The following is a 16,062-nucleotide window of genomic DNA, read 5'->3' as shown; positions in this document are numbered from 1 at the left end:
GTTATGATTTTATTGCTGCTACTGATTTCTTTGGATTGATTAATCCAAATGCCAATTTAGGGAAAAGTCGGTTGAACAAATAGATCAACTTTGTATCGCCAACACGGATGGTATATTGGTCTTTCTCCAATCCCCTTATCAGTGCCTTCACCAATTTTTCCGGACTAATTTTTTTATCATGGCGGTCTGCAACCATTTCCGTATCTACTAATGGTGGCAACAGTTCGAAAACCTTTATGTTAGTCTTCAAGATTTGTAAATGTCTTCTTAAAGATTTGGTATAGAAGGCCAATGCAGATTTTGATGCCGAATAGGTCGCTTCTAACATTGATGGCACAATACTTAAGATGGAAGTGGTATTGATGATTGCCGCATCTTTTCTTGATTTGAGCATTTCGATAAAAAGATTGTTCAGGCGGATAACGCCAAGGTAATTGACCTCCATTTCATAAATAGCACCTTTGACATGCTTGTCGTTTGCTACACCTAAGTTGGCAGGAGGAATACCAACACCGGCATTATTGTACAGTATATCAATTCCGCCAAGTTCTTTAACCTTGTCAAAAAGCAATTGGGCATCTGCTTCATTACCTGCATCACTTTTTATAGCGATTAAACTAGGGTACAGTTTCTTTGCGGCATTCAATTTGTCCTGATTTCTGCCTGTAACAATAACCTTTACGCCAATTTCCAAAAATTGCTTTGCCGCTTCCAGTCCTATACCCGAACCACCGCCTGTAATCAGGATTGTTTTTCCTTTTAAATCCATTACCTGCTGAAATTAGTGAGGAACATTTTCTGTAATTGGAACAACTAATTCGTGGATTTTCCTGGTGTCGCCAACCGGAATCTCAAATTGATTTCTTTCTAACGCCACAAACAATTCATCTGCCACCTGGGATGCTGGAATTCCATTTGCCCCACCGATTTCTGCAGAAAATTCGGTATTTACCAACGGTGGATATAGTTCATATACGTTGAGCTTTTTATTTTCTGAAAAAGTATCTCTCAGGCCTTGTGTATAGCTGTGTAATGCCGCTTTACTCGCAGAATAAGTAGGTAAATATTTATTCGACCTAAATACTGCTATAGAGGAAACGTTTACAATAGCCGCATCTTCTTGTTGTAAAAGCAACGGCAAAGTCAGGGCTGTAAAATCAATAACACTGATGTAATTGGTATTGATCTCCTCGAAAGCTTTTTCTGCGGAGTTATTATTTACATCACTTAAATCATTCATAAAAGCTGCACCAGCATTATTGATGATAATATTTAATTTCGGGTGCTTAGTTTTTAATTCTTCAGCAATTTTTAACCTATCTGCCTTCACGGATAAATCGCCCTGTATGGCAACAGCATTATTAAGTTCTTTCAATGCCTTGCGAAGTCGCTCTTCGCTGCGTCCGTTGATGATGATCTTGTTGCCTGATGCGCTCATTTTTTTAGCTATGGCTAGCCCTATTCCGGCGCTTCCACCACTGATGAATACTGTATTTCCTGTTGTTTTCATTGCAACTGTAATTTAAATTTTATAAATTTGCTTGCGTTTTGCAAGTACAAACATACAAACAACTTTTAATTTGCAAGTGTTTTTTTTTAAAAAAAATTAGTTTATGGTAAATGTTAAAAAAAGATCTGATTGCCCTATTAGCAATTCATTGGATATTTGGGGAGACAAATGGTCATTGCTTATTATTAGAGACCTCATGTTTGCTAAACAATGTACGTATGGCGGTTTCCTAAAATCGGATGAAAAAATAGCGACCAATATTCTAGCTTCCAGATTGCTAACCCTCGAAACAAATGGAATAATCACGAAGCATGACCACCCCGATAGCAAAGCCAAAGTTTTATATAAACTAACCCCAAAAGGCGTTGACTTACTTCCCCTAATGATGGAAATCAACTTATGGGCTGATAAATATTTTACACTTACAGAAGAAAGAAAAGCAATGCTCGAAGAATTAAAAAAAGACAAGGAAGCATTTATTAGAACCCAAACAGTTGCGCTATTAAACAATAGCTAGGTAACGCTTTTCATCCATTAGTTTTAAGAACCTAAACTAAGAATATTGGAAACTCAAACCGAATTGACATAAAAAAACCGGACTTTGATTTTGTCAAAGCCCGGTTGTACTCGAGAGGAGATTCGAACTCCCACACCCGTACGGGCGCCAGCCCCTCAAGCTGGTGCGTCTACCAATTTCGCCACCCGAGTAAGTGGAGTGCAAATATAATTTAATTTTGGATTTAGCGAACAGTGATTTACAATTCTATTTTCAGCCCATCGTAAGCCAAGCGAATATTTGAAGGTAAATCGTTCTCAACCACATCATGTAATCCTAAATTATGACTGATGTGTGTAAGATAAGTAGTTTCTGCACCAACCTTTTCAGCAAATGTGACAGCCTCGTCTAGCGTAAAATGTGAAATATGCGGTTCTTTCTGCAAGGCGTTGATTACGAGTATTTTTGTGCCTTTAATTTTATCAAAACTTGCTTCAGGAATGGTCTTTGCATCAGTAATGTAGGTAAAGTCACCTATTCTGTATCCGGTTATTGGCAATAAATGATGCATCACTTCCAACGGGATTATTTCTGTTTCACCTATTTTAAAATTTTCTCCGTTATTAACCGTATGAAGTTTAATCTGTGGCAATCCGTGGTATTTAGTTTCAGCAAAAATGTAATAAAATTCTCTCTTCAACGCTGTTTGAACCCGTTCTGTGGCGTAAACATCTATTACCTTACCTAACAGATAATTAAATGGGCGTATATCATCTAAACCGGCAATATGATCTTTATGTTCATGAGTAAACAATACCGCATCTAAATCTTCAACTTTTTCACGCAGCAATTGGTAACGAAAATCCGGACCACTGTCTACAACGATGGTTTTATCGTTGGTTTCTATCAAAACGGAGGTTCTTAGCCTGTTATTTTTCTTATCATTTGATTGACAAACTTCGCATTTACAAGCGATTACTGGAACCCCTTGCGATGTACCTGTGCCCAAAAAAGTTACGATCATTTTAAATAACTTTCCTTTCTATCTGTGCGGTCTGCTGTTTGTATCTGTATCAAAATAACGCTGTTTGCTGTAAAGAATGAAAAAATTGTCTCTGCTTCTCATCTAGTAAATTTTCATCTGGACGGGTTTGCTTCACCAAAGTTACCAAGGCTGCAATTCTCGCTTCCAAATTGGAAAATTTATTTACCACTACGATTTTATTATGTTCTAACAAACAAGAACCGGTTTTAAAATTTCCTTTCTCGTAACGAACTTTAAAACCCATTGCGAAAAGCAACTGCTCCAGTTTTTCTAAAGTATGATTTGTTAGCGGCAATGACATTGGAACAAACTTAGAGAAATCTAAGCAGCATTCAAATTATCTTTTACCATATCAGAAATTTTGAGGTTTACAATTAATCGATATATGATTTATTTCAAATACCTAGAAGATTCTGAATTAACAGATCTGTTTACGTTATAATGGAACGCTTTATATAAATTCAACATCTTGCGTGTATTCCGTGTTTGTTAGCGAAATCTTTAAATAAAAAAGGTTCAGCTGTTTCCAACTGAACCTTCAATACCGCAAGGCGGATAAAACTATCTTAAATCTACTACTTCAACACCTGGATATTTCTTGGCATCAAAAGCAAATGTAGTTTCCGGAACATTTACATTTGGTGAAAAAGTTTTCACATTGTAAGTGTATTTATTTCCATTTTTATCGAACAGTACAACATTAGCAATTTGCTTAGCAGCTTTATCGATGCTTAAACGAACTTTAAAGATTGATTTTTTGGTATCAACCGGAGTTAGGTCGATCATCTGATAAGTTTTAGAACCAACTTTCTCGTCGCCTGTGTAAATGTACTTGAAACCTTTTTCGTACACGGTGAAAATTTTCGCCGGATTTATGGCATCACTATTTGGATCAATGCTACTTACCTGAACTTCTTTATCTTTTTTAAGGTAAGTCCATTGGCTTTTACCATCGCTAAACAATTCCTGGTTAGTCATTGCAACTTTATATTTATTGGAGTTGGCTTTAACATACAGCGTACCTTGCTGCGTTTCTTTAACCTTCGCTTTTGGGTTATCTAAAGTAAAAGTAAAATCGGTTTTTACGATATTATACGATTTGTATTTTTTGCTTACCTCCGCTAAAATTGCCTTAGCTTTCGCGTCAGTTTGAGCATAAGTTGATGTTGTAAAAGCAACTACAACCATTAATGCTGAAATTAATTTCTTCATCTTGTGTATTTAAATTTTCTTTGAAACGTTTGAGTAAATTTTAAACCATTGGTTTAATCTACCCCTTGTCGTCCATGCTATTCAAGAATTGTTCCAAAGAATATTCATCAGGGTATAAAACTTCACGGGCTTTGCTCCCTTCAAACGGCCCTACAATACCCGCAGCTTCTAATTGATCGATAATTCTTCCCGCACGGTTATAACCTAACTTTAGTTTACGTTGAATTAATGATGTTGAACCTTGCTGATGCATTACGATAAGCCTCGCAGCATCTTCAAAAAACTTATCACGTTCATTTGGATCAAAATCGGCTTTACTGCCCTCGCCGGCTTCGTCGATGTACTCTGGCAACTGATATGCATCAGCATAGCCGCGTTGATTACCGATAAATTCAGAAATTCGATCTACCTCTGGTGTATCAACAAAAGCACACTGTAGCCTGATTAAGTCGCTACCTGTAGATAAAAGCATATCTCCACGACCAATCAGCTGGTCGGCACCGCCGCTATCTAAAATTGTTCTTGAATCGATTTTAGATAAAACCCTAAATGCTAACCTCGCCGGGAAATTGGCTTTAATTGTACCCGTAATAATGTTTACCGAAGGACGTTGCGTGGCCAAAACCAAATGGATACCGATAGCACGTGCTAACTGAGCTAAACGGGCAATCGGGGCCTCAACTTCTTTACCCGCAGTCATCATTAAATCGGCAAACTCATCTACCACCAATACAATAAATGGTAAAAATCTATGCCCGTTATTTGGGTTAAGCTTACGCTTGATAAATTTATCGTTATACTCTTTTAGATTTCTAACCTGCGCATCTTTCAATAAATCGTAACGCTGATCCATTTCGATACATAAAGAGTTTAATGTATTTACTACTTTCTTTGTATCGGTAATAATGGCATCCGCCTCACCAGGAAGCTTTGCCAAAAAGTGACGCTCAATCCGGTTAAATAAAGTTAACTCTACTTTTTTTGGATCGACCAAAACAAACTTCAACTGGGCGGGATGTTTCTTGAACAGCAGCGAAACCAGAATAGAGTTGATACCCACCGATTTACCTTGACCGGTAGCACCGGCAACGAGTAAGTGAGGCATTTTCGCCAAATCGGCAATAAATACCTCGTTGCTAATTGTTTTACCCAAAGCAATCGGCAAATCCATCGTATTGGAAGTCCACTTTTCAGTATTTAGAATGCTGCGCATGGGTACCATTTCCGGATGTTGGTTTGGTACCTCGATACCAATGGTTCCCTTACCAGGCATTGGTGCAATGATACGTATTCCTAAAGCCGCTAATGAAAGGGCAATATCATCTTCCAAGTTTTTAATCTTCGAAATCCTTACTCCAGGAGCAGGAATAATTTCATATAAAGTTACTGTTGGACCAATGGTAGCCTTAATCTTATCAATTTCGATATTATAATGATTCAGCGTTTCTACAATTTTATTTTTATTGGCTTCTAACTCTTCGGCGTTAACTGAAATCTTATTGGTACCGTAGTTTTCCAGCAAATCAACAGTTGGATATTTGTACCCTGATAAATCCAGTTTTTCATCATAGTTACCAAACTGTTCTACCAAATCATCAGATTTTTTCTCCTCCTCAGTCTTCTCAATAGTAAAAGCTGGTTCTTTTTCTTCTTCTTCAACAGCTGGCTCTACCGTTAAAGGCATAGCTGATGCAGCTGCTGCAGAGGTAGTTAAATGTAAGTTAGTGGTTAGGGGCGACAATGTTACCGGCGTAACAACTTCTTCCTCCGGCGCCTTTTCTTCATAACGGTTTGGCTGTATGACTACATTTTGCTGCTTTCTTTCTTGATTAAGAACTGGTTTTTCGCGTACCGGGAATTCAATCGGTTCAGCAACTTGTTCAACCTCCCTGTTCTGCGCAAATTTCTCGCGAACTTCGTTCACATAGTCAGGTGTTTCGTTATCCAGATAAACCTCCTTTTCCTTACGTTCGGGAAATTTAAAATCGATGTTATACGCGATGATTAAGATTGTTAAACCCGCAAAAGCGATTAAACCTGCAACACCCGCAGCGCCAATTTGTGCTGCAAGCAATTTGTTACTCCAATAGCCAAATTCACCTTCAACATAATGTGGCGATTCTGACCAAAAACTGTGGGCAAAGCCCAAGGTTAACGAAATAAACAACAGAAAGAAAAAGCTGTATCCTAAGGTTTTTGAAATTGATAGAATTTTAACCTTGAACAATAGCCTGTAACCAATAATAAAAAATGCCAGAACGAATAAAAACGAGGCAATGCCGAACCATTCGTAAATAAACTGGTGAGACAATAACGCTCCAAACTTGCCAAGCCAGTTTTGCACTACAGGAATGACAACACCCGAATCCTTTAGTTCTTCAGCAGTTTTGAAAAGGTTTCCCCAACCTCCATTTGCATCAATTACATAGCTTTGATCATCCTGCCAGGTAAATAAATAAGAAGTAAAAGCAATTAAAAAGTAAAGTGAAAGTATTACAAAAAATAAGCCTACAATTTTAATTGCACGTCCATCCTGCAAGTCGAAGCTAGGTAGATATTCTCTTTTTTCTTTTGGCTGGCGACCAGATGATGGCCTGCCTGATGCATTTTCAGCACCTTTATCTCTGAATGTATTGGTTTTAAACTGGTTTCCCCTTACCGCCATTTTCTGTACTAGTATTAATAATGAACAAATATAAAATATATAGTTGTATCTATTGAGTTTTTATAAACCGCTTTAAATAAAATTATTTAATACCTATTAAACCTTAACCAGCAAATATTGTCTATTACTATACAACACACAAGTTGTACGTTTTGTCAAATGAAACGGATTTTGTTTTAGGTTTTAGTCCCGTTTTACCTGGAGAGGTTAAACGGGATTTTTTTTCCGATAATCTAACGCTCACATTGAATTGAGCTATTCGCTATGATCTTTCGAAGCTTACAAATTCTCCGTACACTAAAATCAAAACATTCATCGAATGGGCTCCGCACATTTTTTAATGACTCCAGAATATTTCAGTAAAATTTCTAATCACTATTAATTTTTTGTTAATTTAAATCGATAAATTGAAATAAATCAAACATATGAGTATAGCGCAACTCGAAGAGCAGATTGAATCAGGAAATTTAGCGGCTGTAAAAGAACTTTTATTGGAAAACCCGATGTTGGCTAATATTAGTACTTCGCATAATATCTCACCCTTGCTTCTGGCGTGTTATTATAAGAAACAAGATATCGCTAACGTAATTGTAGAATTCACAGATAATTTAACATTGTTTGAAGCCTGTGCGGTTGGTAAGTTTGATGCTGCAACATTGTTAATTTTTCAACACCCAAATAGTATCAATGAATTCTCTGAAGATGGCTTTACCCCATTGGGCCTAGCCTGTTATTTCGGACACGAAGACCTTGCGAAATTTTTAATGTTGAAAGGAGCTGATGTCAATTTAGCATCTAAAAATGGATTTAACGTTTTCCCGATACATTCTGCAGTTGCCGCAAACAATATTAATATTACAAAAATGCTTCTGGATGCAGGCGCTTACCCAAACGTTTGTCAGAAAGCAGGTTTGGCACCTTTACACACCGCAGCACAGCTGGGAAACATCGAACTCATTATTCTGCTCTTAGAACATGGCGCAGAGGTTGGATTACGGATGGAAGGCGGTAAATTACCTGCAGATTTAGCTGCAGAAAAAGGCTTTAATGAAATTGCTGAAATTTTGAGAGAAGATTAATCCATATCCCTTTACAGGGGAAATAAAAGCATGTTTATGTTCGAAGTATGATGTTAATTTCTTTCAAACAAACATCTACAGGGCGACAGCACGAAGCTCACTTTAGGGATGGGGATTTACTCCCAAATCCTCAATCTCATTTTTTTCATGTACGTTCTGATATCCAAAACTACTGCTGCCAGAAAGTAAAATAGTATTGGAAAACCAACGGCCAAAAAAGAAGAATAAATAAAAAACAAACGAACTTTCGCTGTACTCATATTTAGTTTATTGGCCAAATAGGTAGAAACACCAAAACTCTGTTGTTCGAAATAGGTGATAATTCTCTGGAACATTTTTAGCTTGTTTAAATATTACCGCAATACAAATAAAAAAAGCGCAATGATGAGGTGTTATATAAATCTAATTTAGTAAAAATATTTCGTTAAATGATCAACTGAAGTTGCCTTAGTCTAGAATCAGTTTTTCGAAATCTTGCCTGTTTTCATGTTTGATAAATAAAGTTTGTTGTTCTTCCAAACCTGAATATTTTTTCTTGAGTTCATTTTTGAATTTCTCAATGTCAACCCCTTCATTTAAAATCACAGTTAATGCATCGGCATTGCCTCTTACTTCGATAATTTTATCGCGATAAAGTTCTTTAAGTTCATGTGGGAATTCCATATTGACTAAACCGATTAAAAGATAGAAAGTTTGATAAATTTTATAGGTTTTAGGCCTGTTTTAAAATCTTTATTCCAATACCACAAAAAAGGCATTTCTTTTGGTCGCAATAATGTTTTTTTAGCTGGAGAATTCCTTGTGATGCGAAGGCATTATCCATCACCACACCCGCTGAAGTAAATTTATCGGTAATTGCATTTTGTTCAGTTGGCAGGCTTTCTAACAGTTTTACCGCCCGACTAATATAAAGCTGAGTTCCAGTATGCTTGCCATAAGCAAATAAAAACAACGCTACCGTATTTAATAATATGTTATTTGCTGAGGTTTTGCCAATTTGAATACCTACCCCATCGGCTGGCTTTTTGAAATGATAATGGGTTTTCCAGTAATGATGAACCGGCAAATCATTTAATAATAACTGAAGTTCTACCACGTTGCTTATTTCCATCATTTTTGAAAAAAGATGATTTGCCTTTATAATTAACGCCGCAAACTGAGCGAGGCGAACGGTTGGGAAATTTTGTGGCCGCATTCGCATAAATTTCCAGATCGAAACTTCCAGAGGTTTGATAGCATATTTCTTCTGCAAAAATTGAAATTCTTTTTTTAAGCTGGCGGGATAATTGTCGTCAAACTGATCGTTTAGAAAACCAGCCGAGCCAAAAACCAGTGCTTCAATTTGTAGTGGATTATTTTTGTGCCTGCCATAAATTTGTTGCGGAACAGTTTTCGCAAGCAGCTCAAACGGTAATGCGTTTACTTTGAAACCGAAATTGCGAGCCATAAAACGGTAAAACGTTTCATCCCAATTGCCATTTAATTCATTTAGTGTGGCAATTACCAATTCGGTTTTTTGCTCAAACCGTTCAATAAGCGTTCTGGATAAAAATGAATCAATATGGATTTGATCAACAGTTCCAATTTGTGCAATGCAAGGAAAATCCGTGAGGGTGAGAAACAGGTTTTCATATTTCTCTATTAAATCTCGAGCGATTCGATCTTTTAATACTAGAACAGGTAAAACGGAACCATCAATTCTTTTTATTTCGATATCATTTTCGAAAACTACGTGGAGAATTACGTTATCATAACTTTTATCAACTTGATGATGATGATTGAGCCAATCCGAGGATTTAATATGGATTTCCACATTTCCAGCCCAAAGTGTTTCACCAATTACAATTTTGGCGTTGTTAAAATCAGGACCTGCATTTTTATTCAGGAAACCCTGATGAAGAATTTTTAATTCTTCTCCATCGGCAGTTTTTAGTTTATGATGATCAAACGAACGGAATTGCCAAACATAATGCAGAAAATCTTCCGAAAAATTCATTACTGAAGTTAATGAATATTCTTAAAAGTTTTGCAAAATCTTTACGGGCACTCAATTATTTAGATTTGGAGCGCCTCTGAAATTGATCAAACTAGTTTCTAAGGCACGTCATACCAATTCTGCCTTTTTCTTATAATTTGTAATAAAAACCCCGGCAATAATCAGAGCTGTTGCAACAATTAAATCGACATCTACCTGTTCATTTAGGATGAGCCAGCCTAAAAATATTGCGATAACCGTATTGAAGTAAGTTAAAATTGAAACTTCAGAGGCTGAAACTTTTTTCAAGGCATAGTGATAACAAAAGTATCCCAAAACCGAACCAAATATGGCAAGATAAACCGCTGCGAGAATACTTTCTGTTTTCCATGAATCTACGTCAGCTTGCCTGAGAAAATTAAGGCCAAACCAAACTGGACAATTGCCGAAAATACAAACTGATAAAAAAGATTGAGAAAGATATATTGTGGTTTCCCACTATGTTTTTTCGAGTAAATTGTTCCAATTGTCCAGCCTGAAACTGCAATAACTAATGATAAAATTCCATTCCGATAGCCTGGCTCTAATAAATCGTTTATTCCATCCCGGAAGATAAACACTATACCCAGAAAACCAATGAACACGCCAACAAATCCTTTTAAGCTTGGCTTTTGGATGCCTAAAAACACACAGCCAATAAATACTAGCAGTGGAGATGTTGCATTAATTAAAGAAGTTAGTCCGCTGGGAATAGTTTTTTCAGCAACTGTGGTCATGCCATTTGCAACCACTACCATCAAAATAGACAGTAAGATTTGTCTTTTTAAACCTGACCATCGAATCCATTTCAATTCTTTCTGTTTGATTAGAATTATCAGTATGATCAGAGAAGCGATGGTTTGGCGTATTGCCGTGACATACCAGGCCGGGATACTTGCTACTGCAACCCGAATGCCAAGGTATGTTGTACCCCAAATAATGGCAACGCCAGATAAGGCAAGGATGAGTTTTAAATCTATTTTGGGATTCATATATTTATAGAGATTAACCGCAAAGAACGCGAAGCTTTACGCTAAGAAAATGAGATTTTTGCCACGGAAACATAGATTTACACGGAATCTTTAAATGTATTTCAAGGTTTTATAGCGTTATTATTTAACACTAAGAACTTTTCTACCTTTTCTCGTGTCTTCAGTGCTTACATGGCAATTAAAATATGATAACTAAACCAAGTCTGCTCCAACTAAAATCTGCTCCATTTCCTGCTGTAATTTTAGCGCTTCTTCCCTGGCCTTTTCTGCGAAATCCTCTCCATTGCTGGCATAAATAATTCCTCTGGATGAGTTAATTAATAATCCGCACTGCGAATTCAATCCATATTTACACACTTCATGCAAATCGCCACCTTGGGCACCAACACCAGGAACCAATAAAAAATGATTCGGAGCAAGCTTACGTACTTCCGCGAAGGCGCTGCCACGCGTAGCCCCAACAACATACATCATCTGTTCGTCTGTTGCCCATGTTTGAGAAGTTTTTAATACCTTTTCAAACAGTTTATCCTCTCCTATTTCTTGCAGTTGAAAATCAGCATGACCGGAATTTGAAGTTAATGCCAGGAGGATAACCCATTTATTTTCAAAAGTTAGAAATGGCGTTACAGAATCACTGCCCATATAAGGTGCAACGGTAACAGAATCGAAACTCATTTCTGATGATTGTTCATTAAAAAATGTTTCGGCATACATTGCAGAAGTATTCCCAATATCGCCACGTTTGGCATCGGCGATGGAGAATATCTCCTGAGGAATATATTTCCAGGTTTCAATTAAAGTTTCCCAGCCCTTTTTGCCATAACACTCGTAAAAGGCAGTGTTTGGCTTATAAGCAATACACAAATCTTTAGTGGCATCAATAATTTGTTTGTTGAATTCCAAAATCGGGTTGTCGTACTTTAATAAGTGTTGAGGAATTTTATCTAATGAAGAATCTAATCCAACACATAGAAATGAACGCTTTTTCTGTATTTGCTCGAAAAGTTGTTGCTTGGTCATATCATGGCTTATTTGCTGCAAATATGAGGTTTTTTGAGTTTTACGAACGAAGAAATAATCTTCACATTAATTATTTTTATAAACATTTTAAACTTTTTCTTGCGGATTACGTTTCAAATACATACAATTGCAACATAATTTCTCAACCGTTTATCTGAATATCCCAGAAAAATTTTATCAAGACTTGTTTTTTGTTACCATTTTTAGAAACGAATAATCGTTTTTATTCAGCTCGTAAACAATTATGAAACATTTTGAGTATATCAAATAACCAACTCATTAAAGTTTTATAGCCTTAAGAATTTATACACAATGAAACCGCCGGGCTTACGCTAACACATAAATTAGGCCTGTGCAGATTTATAGCAGGAAGCATCCGTTATAAACAAATGAAAAATTTCTTGAAACATATATATTTAGAATGTTTAGCAAAACAGAATTAAATGATAAGCTCACACCAGAATTACGTGAGCTTGCCAAATCCTATGGCATTGAAGGTGCCGAATCCTTAAGAAAAATTGACCTTGTTGAAGTTCTTTTACACCAGCAAGAAATGATAAGTGCCGCTAAAGGCGGGGCAGATCCATACAGCGAAAGTGAACCTGTTGCTGTTGCACCAGCTGCAAAAACTAAAGCAGTTAAAGCTGAAAAAACTCCAAAAGTAGCGGCATCGGCGGCAACTACTGCTACTCCGGAAAAACCAGTTAAAAAAAGAGCAAGGTTAAATAAAGATGAACCTGCAGCGCCAGTTGAAAGAAGAAGAGATGCTGTTACATTGTTTGATGAACCGCAACATCAGCAACAAAATGAAAAACAACCTGACAGAATTGTAGAGGCTGAAGATGGTGGCAGCAAACCAATTTCTGCTTTAATCGAGGAATCGGCAGAAGTTATTCCGGTAGCACCGAGACAAAAACAAGAGCAAAGAGAGAAGCAAGATAAACCACAACGCGATGATAACCGCCAGCAGAAACAACCTCAAGGCGGTAACCACCATAAAAATGAAAACAGTTATTCGAACTTAGATTTCGATAATGTGATTACAAACGAGGGTGTTTTAGAAATTATGCCCGATGGTTACGGTTTCTTGCGTTCTGCGGATTACAATTACTTAACTTCTCCTGATGATATTTATGTATCACAGTCGCAAATTAAACTTTTCGGTTTAAAAACCGGTGATACTGTGAAAGGCAGCATCCGTCCTCCGAAAGAAGGCGAAAAATATTTCCCGTTGGTTCGTGTAGAAACCATAAACGGCAGAATCCCTGCTGAGGTTCGCGACCGTGTTCCTTTTGATTATTTAACACCACTCTTCCCTACTGAAAAATTAAATCTATTTACGGATAATAGTAATTACTCTACCCGTATTATGGATTTGTTTACGCCAATTGGTAAAGGTCAACGTGGTTTAATCGTTGCACAGCCTAAAACTGGTAAAACCAATTTGCTGAAGGAAGTTGCTAACGCGATTGCAAAAAACCATCCTGAAGTTTATTTAATTATCCTTTTGATAGATGAGCGCCCGGAAGAGGTTACTGATATGGCTCGTAGTGTAAGAGCAGAAGTTATTGCCTCTACTTTCGATGAGCCTGCTGAGCGTCACGTAAAAATTGCCAATATCGTGTTAGAAAAATCTAAACGTTTGGTAGAAAGCGGACATGATGTAGTTATTCTTTTAGATTCAATTACACGTTTAGCAAGAGCATACAATACTACTGCTCCAGCATCAGGTAAAATATTATCGGGTGGTGTTGATGCAAATGCATTACACAAACCAAAACGTTTCTTCGGTGCTGCCCGTAACATTGAAAACGGTGGATCACTAACAATTTTAGCTACGGCTTTAACTGATACCGGATCTAAAATGGATGAGGTAATTTTCGAAGAATTTAAAGGTACCGGTAACATGGAGTTACAGTTAGACCGTAAATTATCGAACAAACGAATCTTCCCGGCTATCGATATTACTGCTTCGAGTACCCGTAGAGATGACCTATTATTAGATAGAGATATTTTACAACGTGTTTGGATTTTACGTAACCACCTGGCAGATATGAATAGTCAGGAAGCAATGGAGTTCGTACAGGCACAAATTAAAGGCACAAAGAGCAACGAAGAATTTTTAATTTCGATGAATAGCTAGTATAGGCCTAAAGGTAAAAGATGTAAGGCTTAAGGTTTCCTGATTGGATGCTTTAAGCCTTATGTTTTTTAAAGGTTTTATATACATTTGCACTTAAACCTTATACCTTAAAAACACACACCTTAAACCTTATGAAAAGGCATATTCCCAATGCGATTACCTGTGCAAACCTATTTTCTGGTTGTATTGGAATCGTTTTTGCATTTAAAGGCGATTTACAAACAGCAGCGTATTTCGTTATTCTTTCTGGTATATTCGATTTCTTTGATGGAATGGTTGCCCGCTTGTTGAACGTAAAATCAGCAATCGGAAAAGATTTAGACTCACTGGCAGATATGGTAAGTTTTGGTTTCTTACCTGGAGTAATCATGTTTCAGCTATTAAAAGCAAGCGATTATTCGTCAGAATATTTGCCTTATCTGGGCTTTTTCATCACGGTATTTTCTGCATTGAGGTTAGCGAAATTTAATAACGATGAGCGACAAACGGAAGATTTTATCGGACTGAATACCCCGATGAATACTTTGTTTATTTGTTCTTTACCATTCATCGCAGATGATTACCCACAGATAATTGGTTCCACTATCCTACTCATTGCCATCACTGCTATAACAAGTTTTCTATTGGTAAGTGAAATTAAAATCTTTTCTTTAAAATTCAGCGACTTGAGTTGGGCAAAGAATAAAATTAAGTTTATCTTTTTGATTTTATCGGCAATTTTAATTGCTGCTTTGCAATTCGCTGCGATTCCATTTGTATTGGTGCTTTATATTGCTCTGTCGTTCTTACATTTCAGAAGTTTTAATAATCGCTAGGTTCAAGATCTAAAGTGATAGCTCTATTCCTGAGTTGATTAGGCCGTCTCAATGTTTGAAACAATTATTTCTTCTATGTAATAACGCTTAAATGAAAAGGTAGCTTAAACTTTTATCAAAAGCTTGTTCCCAAATAATTTTATAAAGTAGATTGAAGATTTCTTCTGGCAACATCGAGTTGGGCATAAATTTCTACCAGTAGCGATTTTAATCGTTCCACATCTGCTGGTATTTGCTCAACTGAAATTTGATTTCTAGCATTATTTTCAATTGACTGAACAAAATCTTTCACATCATTTCTGCCTACATAACTAAAGGTAGGCTTAATTTTGTGCGCACAATGGCCAACCCTATCCCAGTCCTTCTTGGATAGCGCATCTTCTAACTCAGCGAGATAGAATGGAGTTTGTTCTATAAATGTGTCAAAAACTTCGATCATAAACTCAGGATTATGACCAACCATTTCAGTTAGGTATGATAAATCTAGGGGATGATTATCATAATTAGTTTGCATATTTCAAATCTAGCTATTTACAATTTGTTAACCTCTAAATCATCTGTAATATTTTTAAAAATTTCAGAAATAGTTTTCCCCAAAACAGGATGAATTACCTCAGCTGCAATTTCCACCAAAGGAGCCATCACAAATTTCCTGAATTGCATTTGCGGGTGTGGCACCTGAAGTTTATTCTCAATATCAATCACAGCATTATCAAAAAGAATTAAATCGATATCGATCAGCCGTTCTCCCCACTTATCTTTTCTCACTCTCCCTAACTTCTTTTCAATATCCAATGCTTTATCTAACACTTCGATGGCAGAAAAATTTGTTTTTACCGCCAAAGCCTGATTTAAAAATGCAGGCTGATCGGTTTTGCCCCAAGCCGCAGTTTCATATATAGCGGAAACAGCGTTTATTTCGCCAATATTTTCAGTTATCAATTTTATTGCCTGATGCAAGTTTGCTTTTCTATCTCCTAAATTTCCACCGAGTAACAAATAAGCAGTTCTGTACTCTAAAGCCGTATTAAGCATCATGTATTTTTATATCTTTACGGCACAAAATTA

At 36.7% G+C, this 16,062-nt stretch carries 18 protein-coding genes and 1 tRNA gene; 4 read left to right on the top strand and 15 right to left on the bottom strand.

Going from position 1 to position 16,062, the window contains the following annotated elements; translation table 11 throughout:
* Position 1: 1 nt before the first annotated feature.
* Positions 2–769 carry an SDR family oxidoreductase gene (locus EA772_RS13100; RefSeq protein WP_124913613.1) on the bottom strand — a complete coding sequence of 256 codons (768 nt, stop codon included), beginning with the start codon at positions 767–769 and terminating at the stop codon, positions 2–4.
* A gap of 12 nt (positions 770–781) precedes the next feature.
* A complete protein-coding gene (locus EA772_RS13095) occupies positions 782–1,510 on the bottom strand; it encodes an SDR family oxidoreductase (RefSeq protein ID WP_124913612.1) in 729 nt (242 codons plus the stop codon).
* A 103-nt stretch (positions 1,511–1,613) separates the two neighbouring features.
* On the opposite strand from EA772_RS13095, the gene EA772_RS13090 reads away from it, so the two are divergent.
* Positions 1,614–2,027, top strand: coding sequence for a helix-turn-helix domain-containing protein (locus EA772_RS13090; RefSeq protein WP_124913611.1), 414 nt, complete (start codon positions 1,614–1,616; stop codon positions 2,025–2,027).
* A gap of 107 nt (positions 2,028–2,134) precedes the next feature.
* Here EA772_RS13090 and EA772_RS13085 read toward each other — a convergent pair.
* From EA772_RS13085 to EA772_RS13065, 5 genes are all read right to left on the bottom strand, one after another.
* A tRNA-Leu gene (locus EA772_RS13085) sits at positions 2,135–2,218 on the bottom strand.
* Between the two features lie 47 nt (positions 2,219–2,265).
* Positions 2,266–3,030 (bottom strand): MBL fold metallo-hydrolase, encoded by a 765-nt coding sequence (locus EA772_RS13080; RefSeq protein WP_124913610.1) that lies wholly within the window; start codon positions 3,028–3,030, stop codon positions 2,266–2,268.
* Positions 3,031–3,079: 49 nt separating this feature from the next.
* Positions 3,080–3,352, bottom strand: coding sequence for a hypothetical protein (locus EA772_RS13075; protein WP_124913609.1), 273 nt, complete (start codon positions 3,350–3,352; stop codon positions 3,080–3,082).
* A 260-nt stretch (positions 3,353–3,612) separates the two neighbouring features.
* Positions 3,613–4,263 (bottom strand): outer membrane lipoprotein carrier protein LolA, encoded by a 651-nt coding sequence (locus EA772_RS13070; RefSeq protein WP_010600820.1) that lies wholly within the window; start codon positions 4,261–4,263, stop codon positions 3,613–3,615.
* A 58-nt stretch (positions 4,264–4,321) separates the two neighbouring features.
* Entirely contained in the window at positions 4,322–6,928 is a 2,607-nt protein-coding gene (locus EA772_RS13065) for a DNA translocase FtsK (RefSeq protein WP_124913608.1), read from the bottom strand.
* 425 nt (positions 6,929–7,353) lie between these two features.
* Here EA772_RS13065 and EA772_RS13060 point away from each other — a divergent pair, with 425 nt between their 5' ends.
* Entirely contained in the window at positions 7,354–8,007 is a 654-nt protein-coding gene (locus EA772_RS13060) for an ankyrin repeat domain-containing protein (RefSeq protein ID WP_124913607.1), read from the top strand.
* A gap of 116 nt (positions 8,008–8,123) precedes the next feature.
* On the opposite strand, the gene EA772_RS13055 is transcribed toward EA772_RS13060, so the two are convergent.
* From EA772_RS13055 to pyrF, 6 genes are all read right to left on the bottom strand, one after another.
* The gene (locus tag EA772_RS13055) at positions 8,124–8,342 is read right to left on the bottom strand and encodes a PspC domain-containing protein (protein ID WP_010601800.1); all 219 of its coding nucleotides are present in this window, start codon (positions 8,340–8,342) and stop codon (positions 8,124–8,126) included.
* A gap of 112 nt (positions 8,343–8,454) precedes the next feature.
* Positions 8,455–8,670, bottom strand: coding sequence for a hypothetical protein (locus EA772_RS13050; RefSeq protein ID WP_116170001.1), 216 nt, complete (start codon positions 8,668–8,670; stop codon positions 8,455–8,457).
* A 49-nt stretch (positions 8,671–8,719) separates the two neighbouring features.
* Complete coding sequence (locus EA772_RS13045) at positions 8,720–10,003, bottom strand: DUF2851 family protein (RefSeq protein ID WP_124913606.1); 1,284 nt, start codon at positions 10,001–10,003, stop codon at positions 8,720–8,722.
* A gap of 108 nt (positions 10,004–10,111) precedes the next feature.
* Positions 10,112–10,357, bottom strand: a complete 246-nt coding sequence (locus tag EA772_RS22300; protein WP_246834100.1) for a DMT family transporter — start codon at positions 10,355–10,357, stop codon at positions 10,112–10,114.
* Positions 10,358–10,377: 20 nt separating this feature from the next.
* Positions 10,378–11,013, bottom strand: coding sequence for a DMT family transporter (locus EA772_RS13040; protein ID WP_246833927.1), 636 nt, complete (start codon positions 11,011–11,013; stop codon positions 10,378–10,380).
* Positions 11,014–11,205: 192 nt separating this feature from the next.
* The gene (gene pyrF / locus EA772_RS13035) at positions 11,206–12,036 is read right to left on the bottom strand and encodes an orotidine-5'-phosphate decarboxylase (RefSeq protein WP_124913605.1); all 831 of its coding nucleotides are present in this window, start codon (positions 12,034–12,036) and stop codon (positions 11,206–11,208) included.
* A gap of 421 nt (positions 12,037–12,457) precedes the next feature.
* On the opposite strand from pyrF, the gene rho reads away from it, so the two are divergent.
* Positions 12,458–14,179, top strand: coding sequence for a transcription termination factor Rho (rho, locus tag EA772_RS13030; RefSeq protein ID WP_124913604.1), 1,722 nt, complete (start codon positions 12,458–12,460; stop codon positions 14,177–14,179).
* A gap of 131 nt (positions 14,180–14,310) precedes the next feature.
* The gene (gene pssA, locus EA772_RS13025; protein ID WP_124913603.1) at positions 14,311–14,994 is read left to right on the top strand and encodes a CDP-diacylglycerol--serine O-phosphatidyltransferase; all 684 of its coding nucleotides are present in this window, start codon (positions 14,311–14,313) and stop codon (positions 14,992–14,994) included.
* A 139-nt stretch (positions 14,995–15,133) separates the two neighbouring features.
* On the opposite strand, the gene EA772_RS13020 is transcribed toward pssA, so the two are convergent.
* Both EA772_RS13020 and folK read right to left on the bottom strand, forming a co-directional pair.
* A complete protein-coding gene (locus EA772_RS13020) occupies positions 15,134–15,508 on the bottom strand; it encodes an Hpt domain-containing protein (RefSeq protein ID WP_124913602.1) in 375 nt (124 codons plus the stop codon).
* A gap of 17 nt (positions 15,509–15,525) precedes the next feature.
* Positions 15,526–16,032, bottom strand: a complete 507-nt coding sequence (folK, locus tag EA772_RS13015) for a 2-amino-4-hydroxy-6-hydroxymethyldihydropteridine diphosphokinase (RefSeq protein ID WP_124913601.1) — start codon at positions 16,030–16,032, stop codon at positions 15,526–15,528.
* Positions 16,033–16,062: the final 30 nt, after the last annotated feature.

Origin of the sequence: Pedobacter sp. G11 (assembly GCF_003860265.1) — a bacterium.
GTDB classification, from domain to species: Bacteria; Bacteroidota; Bacteroidia; order Sphingobacteriales; family Sphingobacteriaceae; genus Pedobacter; species Pedobacter agri.
Note: the sequence above shows the minus strand (reverse complement) of the source record. Positions and strands in the feature narration are given on the sequence as shown.

Excerpts from the sequence above, each read along its gene's own strand:
- EA772_RS13100 (WP_124913613.1), bottom strand. The coding sequence starts at position 769 with ATGGATTTAAAAGGAAAAACAATCCTGATTACAGGCGGTGGTTCGGGT.
- EA772_RS13095 (WP_124913612.1), bottom strand. The coding sequence starts at position 1,510 with ATGAAAACAACAGGAAATACAGTATTCATCAGTGGTGGAAGCGCCGGA.
- EA772_RS13090 (WP_124913611.1), top strand. The coding sequence starts at position 1,614 with ATGGTAAATGTTAAAAAAAGATCTGATTGCCCTATTAGCAATTCATTG.
- EA772_RS13080 (WP_124913610.1), bottom strand. The coding sequence starts at position 3,030 with ATGATCGTAACTTTTTTGGGCACAGGTACATCGCAAGGGGTTCCAGTA.
- EA772_RS13075 (WP_124913609.1), bottom strand. The coding sequence starts at position 3,352 with ATGTCATTGCCGCTAACAAATCATACTTTAGAAAAACTGGAGCAGTTG.
- EA772_RS13070 (WP_010600820.1), bottom strand. The coding sequence starts at position 4,263 with ATGAAGAAATTAATTTCAGCATTAATGGTTGTAGTTGCTTTTACAACA.
- EA772_RS13065 (WP_124913608.1), bottom strand. The coding sequence starts at position 6,928 with ATGGCGGTAAGGGGAAACCAGTTTAAAACCAATACATTCAGAGATAAA.
- EA772_RS13060 (WP_124913607.1), top strand. The coding sequence starts at position 7,354 with ATGAGTATAGCGCAACTCGAAGAGCAGATTGAATCAGGAAATTTAGCG.
- EA772_RS13055 (WP_010601800.1), bottom strand. The coding sequence starts at position 8,342 with ATGTTCCAGAGAATTATCACCTATTTCGAACAACAGAGTTTTGGTGTT.
- EA772_RS13050 (WP_116170001.1), bottom strand. The coding sequence starts at position 8,670 with ATGGAATTCCCACATGAACTTAAAGAACTTTATCGCGATAAAATTATC.
- EA772_RS13045 (WP_124913606.1), bottom strand. The coding sequence starts at position 10,003 with ATGAATTTTTCGGAAGATTTTCTGCATTATGTTTGGCAATTCCGTTCG.
- EA772_RS13040 (WP_246833927.1), bottom strand. The coding sequence starts at position 11,013 with ATGAATCCCAAAATAGATTTAAAACTCATCCTTGCCTTATCTGGCGTT.
- pyrF (WP_124913605.1), bottom strand. The coding sequence starts at position 12,036 with ATGACCAAGCAACAACTTTTCGAGCAAATACAGAAAAAGCGTTCATTT.
- rho (WP_124913604.1), top strand. The coding sequence starts at position 12,458 with ATGTTTAGCAAAACAGAATTAAATGATAAGCTCACACCAGAATTACGT.
- pssA (WP_124913603.1), top strand. The coding sequence starts at position 14,311 with ATGAAAAGGCATATTCCCAATGCGATTACCTGTGCAAACCTATTTTCT.
- EA772_RS13020 (WP_124913602.1), bottom strand. The coding sequence starts at position 15,508 with ATGCAAACTAATTATGATAATCATCCCCTAGATTTATCATACCTAACT.
- folK (WP_124913601.1), bottom strand. The coding sequence starts at position 16,032 with ATGATGCTTAATACGGCTTTAGAGTACAGAACTGCTTATTTGTTACTC.